The sequence below is a fragment of the Streptomyces sp. NPDC058231 genome (assembly GCF_042882275.1).
Lineage (GTDB): Bacteria > Actinomycetota > Actinomycetes > Streptomycetales > Streptomycetaceae > Streptomyces.
The window spans coordinates 226714-236877 of sequence record NZ_JBHVWN010000003.1 but is presented as its reverse complement, the minus strand read 5'-3'; the positions used below and the strand labels follow the sequence as shown (position 1 = coordinate 236877).

At 71.2% G+C, this 10164-nt stretch carries 7 protein-coding genes and 1 pseudogene; 5 read left to right on the top strand and 3 right to left on the bottom strand.

What is annotated here, in order from left to right; all coding sequences use genetic code 11:
- Positions 1 to 95: 95 nt before the first annotated feature.
- Entirely contained in the window at positions 96 to 1604 is a 1509-nt protein-coding gene (locus ACFVXE_RS03875; protein WP_389668888.1) for an ankyrin repeat domain-containing protein, read from the bottom strand.
- A gap of 33 nt (positions 1605 to 1637) precedes the next feature.
- Positions 1638 to 2531: a hypothetical protein gene (locus ACFVXE_RS03870; RefSeq protein ID WP_389668886.1), complete on the bottom strand. Its 894-nt coding sequence runs from the start codon at positions 2529 to 2531 to the stop codon at positions 1638 to 1640.
- Positions 2532 to 2734: 203 nt separating this feature from the next.
- Between ACFVXE_RS03870 and ACFVXE_RS03865 the strand changes: the two genes are divergently transcribed.
- A complete protein-coding gene (locus ACFVXE_RS03865) occupies positions 2735 to 3511 on the top strand; it encodes a S1 family peptidase (RefSeq protein WP_389668884.1) in 777 nt (258 codons plus the stop codon).
- Positions 3512 to 3536: 25 nt separating this feature from the next.
- Here the strand turns inward: ACFVXE_RS03865 and ACFVXE_RS03860 are convergent, their stop codons facing one another.
- Positions 3537 to 5348 (bottom strand): beta-galactosidase family protein, encoded by a 1812-nt coding sequence (locus tag ACFVXE_RS03860; RefSeq protein WP_389668882.1) that lies wholly within the window; start codon positions 5346 to 5348, stop codon positions 3537 to 3539.
- Between the two features lie 254 nt (positions 5349 to 5602).
- Between ACFVXE_RS03860 and ACFVXE_RS03855 the strand changes: the two genes are divergently transcribed.
- The 4 genes and pseudogenes from ACFVXE_RS03855 (at position 5603) to pepN (ending at position 10061) form a co-directional block, all read left to right on the top strand.
- Positions 5603 to 6502 (top strand): helix-turn-helix domain-containing protein, encoded by a 900-nt coding sequence (locus ACFVXE_RS03855; protein ID WP_389668880.1) that lies wholly within the window; start codon positions 5603 to 5605, stop codon positions 6500 to 6502.
- 11 nt (positions 6503 to 6513) lie between these two features.
- Positions 6514 to 6822 carry a chorismate mutase gene (locus tag ACFVXE_RS03850; RefSeq protein WP_389668878.1) on the top strand — a complete coding sequence of 103 codons (309 nt, stop codon included), beginning with the start codon at positions 6514 to 6516 and terminating at the stop codon, positions 6820 to 6822.
- Between the two features lie 82 nt (positions 6823 to 6904).
- Positions 6905 to 7458: pseudogene (locus tag ACFVXE_RS03845) on the top strand (dihydrofolate reductase family protein).
- Between the two features lie 98 nt (positions 7459 to 7556).
- Positions 7557 to 10061: an aminopeptidase N gene (gene pepN / locus ACFVXE_RS03840; RefSeq protein WP_389668877.1), complete on the top strand. Its 2505-nt coding sequence runs from the start codon at positions 7557 to 7559 to the stop codon at positions 10059 to 10061.
- Positions 10062 to 10164 lie beyond the last annotated feature (103 nt).

Sequence of the window (10164 nt, the reverse complement as noted above, 5' to 3'; positions counted from 1 at the left end):
CCGGGTACCCGGTCACCGCGCCCCTCGGTCATTGCGCCCCCGGTCACCGCACCCTCCGAGCGGGGCGCACGCCGCCCACTCCTTGCCGGCACCGCTCACGGCCGGTACCCGCAGATCCGCTCCGGGCGCCCCCCGAACGCACCGTCCGGCACATGGGCGACCGCGGCCGTCGCCGTCGCCCACGCATAACTGTCCGGCTCCGACTCCGTCAGCAGCCGCTCCACCCCCACCGCCCGCGGATCCTGACGCCGCGCCAGACCCAGCGCAGCCTCCGCGGCCGTGTCCGGATCCGCGTCGTCCAGCCGCTCCGCCAGCGCCGCGCGCAACTCGGGGGTGTCCGCGTCCACCGAGGCCAGCGCCGTCGTGGCCCAGTCCCGCACCTCCGTATCGGTGTCCCGGCTCAGCCGCTCCAGCGCTTCGACCCCCTCGGCACCATCGCCGGACTCCAGGTCGAACAGCGCCAGCACCACCGCGAGCCGCACCGTCCGCTCCGGGCTCCGCGCGTGCCGCAGCACCTCCGGCAGCGCCACCGGATCGCCATGATGGCCGAGTCCCAGCACCGCCGACCGGATCAGCTCCGCGTCCGACGCCTCGCGTGCCAGCTCCCGCAGCACCGGCAGCGCCCGCGCCGCGAAAGGCCTCGCCCCGGTACGGAAGCCGAGCTGGGCCAGCACATCCGCCCCGAACGCCTGCCGCAGCGGATCGCCACCGCTCGCACACCACGCCGCGCCCGCCTGGAACGTCTCCTCGTCACCACGCCGCCACAGCACCTCGACCGCCTCGTGCCAGTTGTCCAGCTCCGGATTCCCGCCGCGCAACGCCCGCGCCGCCAGTTCGGCGAACGGCGTCGCCAGCCCGAGCCCGTCCTCCAGCACCGTCGCGATCGCCCCGTGCCCCGTCTGCTGTTCCTGGCCCACGAACGGCGCCCCGTCCCGCACCAGTTCGACGGTCACCGTCTCCCCGCCGTCCACCAGGGTGCGGCGCACCACCGGATCCGCGCCGGCCCCGTCCCCGTACATCTCCCGCAACGCGGTCCGCAGCTCCGCCTCGACATCCAGCGTGAGCATCCGACGCGCCTCCCGCAGGGCCTCGGCCCGGGCCGTCGCACCGTGCCGCAGCAGCGTCCGTACCGTCTCCAGCGAACCGCGCCGGGCCGCGCACACCAGCGGCGGCTCGTGCCCCGGACCCGGACCCGGCAGATCGGGGTCCGCACCATGGGCGAGCAGCACCTCGGCTGTCCGCGCATGCCCCAGACCCGCCGCCCAGCGCAACGCCGTGAACCCGAACTGCTCCCGCAGATCCGGCCGCGCCCCGGCCGCCAGCAGCGCCCGGACCACCTCGGTGTGCCCGCCGCACGCCGCACCGCAGATCGGCAGATCGCCGTCCTCGGGCCCGCAGGCCCGGTCCGGATCCGCACCTGCCGCCAGCAGCAGCCGCACCACCCCCGGCCGGTCCGACACCGACGCCAGATAGAGCGCCGTCGCACCGTCCTCGTCCGCCGACTCCGCGGACGCACCCGCGCGCAGCATCCGTACGACGGCGTCCTCGCCCTCGTACAGGGCCTCGAACAGGCTCCCGGAGTCCGTCATCGGGTCGTCTGCCACCCTTCGACTCTACGGCGGCCCGGAGCGGACGGCTCAGGTGTCGCACTCCAGCACCGTGCGGCACAGCCCGCACCGGGCCCGCACCCGGCCGCGGACCGGGACCCGGATCCGCTGGTGGCAGGTGGGGCAGCCGAACGAGACCCGCAGTCCGTCCGGGCCGCCCGCGAAGGCATACGGAACACCGGCGGACGCGGCTGCGCCCGGATGGTCCCTGGCATGCCGCCGGTCCTTCGCGTAACGGTGCCGGCCCGCCCAGCCCGCCGCCACCAGCGGCGGCTGTTCGGCATCACGCAACGCCAGCGCCCGCCCCTTCCCGTACGCCGTGTACGCCTGCGGACTGGTGAACCAGGGCGACGGATCCTCGTCGAACACGAACGCCCGCTTCGCCAGGACGTATCCGAACTCCTCCGGGGTGAGATAGCCGAGCTTCTGACTGGAGGCGGCATCCTCCCGGAACGCGTCGAGCAGCAGCCAGCCCGCACCCAGGTAGGCGGCCGCCGTGTCGGTCAGGATCTCGTTGGCGCGCGTACCGGGGAACTCGAGACCCAGCCGGTGCAGCAGCACATGCGTGACCTCGTGCGAGAGCGCCGCGCCGATGTCCCTGCGATGCGTACGGAAACGGTCGTTCAGCTCGATGAAGTACTCCGGGCCCGCGGCGAGTTCGACACTCCCGGCATGCTCCATCGCCCGGAACCCGACGATCATCCGGGCGTCCGGCAGATGCAGGTGCTGGACCATCGCCCGCGCCACCCGCTGCGCGCCCAGATGCAGATCGTCCGCGTCGGAGAAGGCCGCGTCGGCGGGGACCAGGCTCGGGGCGTAACTGCGTACACCGTCGTACGAGAGTCTCCGGTACAACGCGGTGATCGCGGACCTGACCGTGTCCAGATGAGGGAAGCCGTGTGCCACCGGGCCGCCGTTCGTCACGCCCGTACCCCCGTCCGCGACGCCCAACCGGCTTCCACTGTAAGCGGATGCGAGTGCGGCGGCGACGAGGACGGCCCCGGACGCCAGAGGTGATCTTGGCCGGAAAGCAGACCTTGTGAGGCCGGCGGGAGCTTCCCGATAATCCGGCTCATGCCTTTGTCAGGCACATGCCCAGACAACCCCCCACGGAAGAAGGCACCCCGTTGAAGCAGCTTCTGCGCGCCCTCAAGAGATGCTCCGTCATAGCGGCGGTGGCCCTCGCCACCGTCAGCCTCCAGCCCACCGGAGCGTCCGCGGCCCCGGCCCCCGTGGTCGGCGGCACCCGCGCCGCCCAGGGTGAATTCCCCTTCATGGTCCGCCTCTCCATGGGCTGCGGCGGCGCCCTCTACACGAAGAACATCGTGCTCACCGCCGCACACTGCGTGAACGGCTCCGGCAACAACACCTCCATCACCGCCACCGCCGGCGTCGTCGACCTGCAGTCATCCAGCGCCGTCAAGGTCAAGTCGACCAAGGTCCTCCAGGCCCCCGGCTACACCGGCATGGGCAAGGACTGGGCGCTGATCAAACTCGCCAAGCCCATCGACCTGCCCACCCTGAAGATCGCCACCGACACCACGTACAACACCGGCACGTTCACCATCGCCGGCTGGGGCGCCGCCGCCGAGAACGGCGGCCAGCAGCGGTACCTCCTCAAGGCCACCGTGCCCTACGTCAACGACGCCGACTGCCAGGACGCCTACGGCAGCGACCTCGTCCCCGGCGACGAGATCTGCGCCGGGTACATCGACACCGGCGGCGTCGACACCTGCCAGGGCGACTCCGGCGGCCCCATGTTCCGCAAGGACAACGCCGGAGCCTGGATCCAGGTCGGCATCGTCAGCTGGGGCGAAGGCTGCGCCGAACCCGGCTACCCCGGCGTGTACAGCGAGGTCTCGACCTTCGCCGCCAACATCGCCGCAGCAGCGGCGACTCTCTGACACCAGCGGCGCGACCCGCCCCGGATCAGCCCCGCACCTCCCCGGGTGTGCCCGTCCGCACGGGCACACCCGGACCCAGTTCCGCATACGGAGCCCCCGCACCCTCCACCTCCAGCACCCACACCTCGTTGTCCCCCTCCCGCAGCACCGGACCCGGCACGTACAGCGTCCGCTGCGGACCCGCCGACCAGTACCGGCCAAGACAGAAGCCGTTCACCCAGGCGAACCCCCGTGTCCAGCCCGGCAGTTCAAGACCCGCGTGATCCGGAAGGCCCCCGCCGGCCGGCCCCGCCACCTCGAACACACCCCGGTACAACCCGGCCCGCCCCACCACCACATCACCGAACGGCACCGCGTCCACCGCCCCCGGCTCCTCGAACGCGGCCAGCCGCAGCGCCCGCGCCCGCACCCCGTGCAGGAACTGCCGCTCGTGCAGCACCCCGCCCGTGATGCCCTTCGGCTCGCCCAGCCGCGGCCCGTAATTGACCCGGCCCAGCGACTCCACCCACAGCTCCACCGCTGCCGGACCGGCCACCGGCGCGTCGAGCACGGCCCGCTCATCGCTCAGCACCCCCACCCGGACCCCGTCCACGAACACCACCGCCCGGTCCCGGAGCCCCGACACACCCAGCGCGTACGGCCGCCGCGGACCCGGCACGCCGACCCGGTAGCGCACCAGCCCCCGGTCCACCCCCAGCTCCTCGAACGTCGGCGGAACACCGGACCCCGCCCGCTCCGGGTCACCCAGCGCCTCCAGCACACCCGACAGCGGCGCCCACCCGGTCAGTTCCGCCCGCACCGGCGCCACAAGCCCGGCAGGCTCCGGCGGCAGATCCGGCAGCGGACCGTCCGCATACCCGGCAAGCACCTCCCGGAACAGCCAGAACTTCTCCGTGGGACGCCCGTACTCATCGATCGGCGCGTCGTAGTCGTACGACGTCACCGTCGGCTGAAGATCCTCGTCCTGCACCGGACCGGACCGGTTGGCCCCCGCCCAGCCCGCGAAATTCGTCCCTCCGTGCGCCATGTAGATGTTCACCGACGCCCCGCACTCCAGAATCTCCCGCAGCGCATCCGCCGCCTGCTTCGGATCCCGTACCACCGGCGCGGCGCCCCAGTGCTCGAACCAGCCGCACCAGAACTCCATGCACATCAGCGGACCCTCGGGCTGATACCGGCGCAGAACCCCGAACGCCTCCCGGGCCCCCGACCCGAAATTCACCGTCGCCAGCAGCCCCGGCACGGAACCACCCGTCAGCATGTGATCGTCCGGCCCGTCCGACGTGAATAGCGGCACCGTCACCCCGTGGCCACGCACCACCTCGGCCAGCCGCGCCAGATACACCTGATCGGTGCCGTAGCTCCCGTACTCGTTCTCCACCTGAACCATGATCACCGGACCGCCGCGGTCGATCTGCCGCTCCACCACCTGCGGCAACAGCTCCGCGAACCACCGCTCGACCGCCCCCAGATACCCGGCGTCCCGAGTCCGCACCCGCCGCCCGAACCGCCCCGTCACCCATGCCGGCAGCCCGCCGTTCTCCCACTCGGCACAGATGTACGGACCCGGGCGGACGATCGCCCACAACCCCGCCCGGTGCGCCGCGTCCAGGAACCGGCCGAGCGCCGCCACCTCCCGGAACATCCCCGGCTCCGGCTCATGAAGGTTCCACGGAACATACGTCTCGACACAGTTCAGACCCATCGCCCGCAGCATCGAGAGCCGGTGATCCCACTGCGCCTCATGCACCCGGAAGTAATGCAACGCCCCCGACAACAGGCGTACGGGCTCCCCGTCGAGCCGGAAGTGGTCGTCGCCCACGGTGAAATCAGCCATCGTGCTCGTACTCTCCTGTTGCGCCGGTCCCACCCCCGGACCCCGCACACCCCGGGCCCGCACAACGGAACGCACCACGGAGCGGGAGGACCCGGGAGGAATGCTGCATCCACCCTCACCCCCTGGCGTGCGGCCGGTCCATGGACAAAGATCACTGCTGTTTGGACACAACGCGCAGATCACCGACGCGCGCCGAGCAGAGACGCACCCGGCAGAACCGGGCCCGGCCGGGCGGAACGGAGGAACGCAAGGCGATGCCGACCTACCACACCTGGATGCGCTTCTTCACACCCAGCCCGCTCCACCACCGGCTCGGCCTCGTCTGTCTGGGCGTCGGCCTGCAGCACGGCGCCCTGCCCACCGTCGGCCCCCGCACCCTCGACCACCACGTGGCCGTCGTCGTCCACTCCGGCAGCGGCTGGTTCAGCGGCCCCGACGGGCGGCGTACACCCGTCACCGCCCCCAGCCTCATCTGGCTGACCCCCGGCACCCCCCACCACTACGGCGCCGACCCCGGCACCGGCTGGGACGAAAGCTTCGTCGACTTCACCGGCCCCGCCACCACCACCTACACCGAACTCGGCTACATCGAACCCGACCGTCCCCTCGTCCCCCTCTCCGACACCGCGGGACCACGCGCCGCCATCAGCCGCATGGTCCGCGCCGCCAGACGCGGCAACCCGCTCCTGGAGGTCGAGACCGGCGCCGCCGTCCATGAACTCCTCGTCGCCCTGCGCAGAGCCCGCGCCGACGTCGGCCCCGACGGCGACCCGGTCCTCCAGGCCCTCGCCCGCGACGCCTTCCAGCCGCTCTCCGTCGCCGAGCACGCCGCCCGGCACAACATGACCCCCGCCGAACTGCGCACCGCCGTACGACGCGGCGCCGGCTGCAGCCCCAAGGACTACCTCCTCGGTATCCGCCTCGGCCGCGCCAAGGAACTCCTCGCCGCAACCGACCTGCCCGTCGCCGCAGTCGCCCGCCGGGTCGGCTACGACGACCCCGCCTACTTCTCCCGCCTCTTCGCCCGCCGCGTCGGCACCGCCCCCGTCCACTTCCGTGAACAACAGGGCCGCGCCGTACCCGGAGGCTGGAGCGACCAGGTCCCCGACCCCGAACACCCACCGACGATCACCACCCAGGGCAAGGCCGTCTAAGCTCGATGACCATGACCACGAGCGACATCGACGAGTCCGTACGAGCGGAACTGATCCGGCTGCGCGAAAGCATCGACAACATCGACGCCGCTGTTGTCCACATGCTCGCCGAGCGCTTCAAATGCACTCAGCAGGTCGGCCACCTCAAGGCCAACCACAAACTGCCCCCGGCCGACCCGACCCGCGAAGCCGAACAGATCGCCCGCCTGCGCCGCCTCGCGGAGAGCGCGAAACTCGACCCCGCCTTCGCCGAGAAGCTCCTGAACTTCGTCATCGCGGAAGTCATCCGCCACCACGAAACGATCGCCCAGTCGTCCTGACACGGCACCACGACGGCACCGCGGGCGTATCGGCCCGGCCGTGACCGGAACCCGCGCACAGGCGAACCGAAAGATCATCCTGATGATGTCGGTGTCCCTCGACGGATTCGTCGAGGGACCCGACCGCGACATCGGCTGGCACCTGGTCGACGACGAACTGCACCACCACTTCAACGAACAGCTCGGCGCCATGGGCGGCTTCCTCACCGGACGCGTCACTTCTGGCCCACCGCGGACACCGCCCCCGCCAACGCCGGACCCGTGGCCGAATTCGCCAGGATCTGGCGGGACATGCCCAAGACCGTGTTCTCCAGAACCCTGGAACGCACCGACTGGAACACCACCCTCGTACGGGACGTCGACCCCGCACACATCAGGACACTCACCGCACAGCCCGGCGGCGACCTGGCACTCGGCGGCGCCGGCCTCGCGGCGGCCTTCAGGCAGCACGACCTGATCGACGAATACCGGATCTACGTCCACCCCGTCCTCGTCGGACGCGGAACACCCCTGTTCGGGCCGTCCGACACCAGGACCGGCCTCCGCCTCGCCGGAACCCGCACCTTCGGCAACGGAGTCGTCCTCCTCCACCACCGCCGCACCCGGCCCGCACCACCCGTGACCACCACCGGGTGAGGGCCGGCCGCCGGACACCCCGCACCGCGCCCGCCCGCACACTCAGCCCTGCGTGAATCCCACCCGCACCCGAGCCACCCGTACGGCACAGTGGATCCATGTCCGTACTGACGCGCGATGAAGCGCAGACCCGAGCCCAGACCCTCGACGTGCAGCGCTACACGATCGACCTCGACCTGACCACGGGAGAAGAGACCTTCGACTCCCGCACCGTCATCCAGTTCACCGCACTGGCCGCCGGAGACACATTCGTCGAGCTCAAGCCCGAAACCCTGCGCTCCATCAGCCTCGACGGACAACCCCTCGACCCCACAGCCCTCACCGAGAACCGGTACCCCCTCACCGCACTCGCCGCCGGCGCCCACGAACTCCACGTCGACGCCACCATGCCCTACTCCCGCACCGGCGAAGGCATGCACCGCTTCACCGACCCGACCGACGGCGAAACCTACCTCTACACCCAGCTGTTCATGAACGACGTCCAACGCGTCTTCGCCGCATTCGACCAACCCGACCTCAAGTCCGTCTTCGCCCTCACCGTCACCGCCCCCGAGAACTGGACCGTCCTCGGCAACAGCACCACCGAACACACCGGCAACGGCCGATGGACCATCGCCCCCACCCCACTGATCTCCACCTACCTCGTCGCCATTGCCGCCGGCCCCTGGCACTCCGTCACCACCCACCACGCCGGACTGCCCTTCGGTATCCACTGCCGGCGCTCCCTCGCCCCCCACCTCGACGCCGACGCCGACGAGATCCTCGACATCACCCGCGCCTGCTTCGACCGATTCCACGAGAAGTTCGACGAGCCCTACCCCTTCGACTCCTACGACCAGGCATTCGTCCCCGAATTCAACGCCGGCGCCATGGAGAACCCAGGACTCGTCACCTTCCGCGACGAGTTCATCTACCGCTCCGCCGTCACCGACACCGAACGCCAGATGCGCGGCGTGGTCATCGCCCACGAAATGGCCCACATGTGGTTCGGCGACCTCGTCACCCTCGCCTGGTGGGACGACATCTGGCTCAACGAGTCCTTCGCCGAATACATGGGCTTCCAGACCCTCGCCGAAGCCACCCGCTTCACCGAGACCTGGGTCGACTTCGGCGTCGCCCGCAAGGGCTGGGGATACGACGCGGACCAGCGCCCCTCCACCCACCCCGTCGCCCCCGACCCCGCCGCCGTCCCCGACACCGCGTCCGCCATGCTCAACTTCGACGGCATCTCCTACGCCAAGGGCGCATCGGCACTCCGCCAACTCGTCACCTGGATCGGCGAGAAGGACTTCCTCGCAGGCATCAACACCCACATCGCCCGCCACAAGTTCTCCAACGCCACCCTCGCCGACTTCATCGACAACCTCGCCTCCGCCACCGACCGCGACGTGCACGCCTGGGCCGCCCAATGGCTCCGCACCACCGGCGTCGACACCCTCACCCCCCGCGTCGAGGAGAACGACGGCACCTGGACCCTCACCGTCGACCGCAACGGCAGCCGCCCCCACCGCATCGCCGTCGCCACCTTCGACCACACCCCCGACACCCGGTCAGGACCCGACCAGCTCGTCCTCCGCGACCGCATCGAACTCGACATCCCCCACGACACCACCACAACAACCCGCCCAGGACACCGCCCCGCCCTCCTCGTACTCAACGACGGCGACCTCACCTACGCCAAGGTCCGCCCCGACACCCGGTCCTGGGAAACCGTCGTGAACAGCCTCTCCGGCATCCCCGACGCACTCACCCGGGCCGTCGTCTGGAACACCGCCCGCGACATGGTCCGCGACGGCGACCTCGACCCCACCACCTACCTCGAAACCGCCCGCACCCACCTGCCCCACGAAACCGACGTAGCCCTCGTCCAGGGCGTCCTCACCTTCGCCGGCACCCACGTCGCCGGACGCTACGTCACCCCCGCCGAGCGCCCCGCCGCCCTCGCCACCCTCACCGCCCTCTGCCGCGACCTCATCCGCCGCACCGAGGACGGCACCGACCCCGGCCTCCGCCTCACCGCCGTACGCCACCTCATCGACGCCGCCACCCAACCCGACACCATCCGGACCTGGCTCACCGACGGCTCCGTCCCCGGCGGACCCGAACTCGACCCCGAACTGCGCTGGCGCATCCTCACCCGCCTCGCCGTCCTCGACGCCACCGACGAGACCACCATCGCCACCGAACTCGAACACGACCCCAGCGCCACCGGACAGGAAGGCGCCGCCCGCTGCCGCGCCGCCCTCCCCAGCCCCGAAGCCAAAGCCGCCGCCTGGCACGCCATGTTCAACGACGACACCCTCTCCAACTACCTCTTCACCGCCACCGCACAAGGCTTCTGGCAAGCCGAACAGACCGACCTCACCACCCCGTACGTCGACCGCTACTACCCCGACGCCGCCCAGCTCGCCGCCCGCCGCGGCACCGCCATCGCCAAAGCCGCCGGAGCCCACGCCTTCCCCGCGTACGCCATCGGAGCGGGCCACCTCCACCTCGGCGAACAGGCACTGAACGACACGACCCTCCACCCCGCCCTCCGCCGCAGACTCATCGACCAGATCGACGACCTCCGACGCGCCCTCGCCGTACGCGACGCCCACTGAGCTGCACCCCACACCGCACCACCCGTGCCCGGCCCACCCTCACCGAGGGGAAGCCGGGCACACCCATACCACCGGCACACCCCACCCGACCCGCCACCACCCA

Coding starts and splice junctions, on each gene's coding strand:
- ACFVXE_RS03860 (WP_389668882.1), bottom strand. CDS start 5,348: ATGGCTGATTTCACCGTGGGCGACGACCACTTCCGGCTCGACGGGGAG.
- ACFVXE_RS03855 (WP_389668880.1), top strand. CDS start 5,603: ATGCCGACCTACCACACCTGGATGCGCTTCTTCACACCCAGCCCGCTC.
- ACFVXE_RS03850 (WP_389668878.1), top strand. CDS start 6,514: ATGACCACGAGCGACATCGACGAGTCCGTACGAGCGGAACTGATCCGG.
- pepN (WP_389668877.1), top strand. CDS start 7,557: ATGTCCGTACTGACGCGCGATGAAGCGCAGACCCGAGCCCAGACCCTC.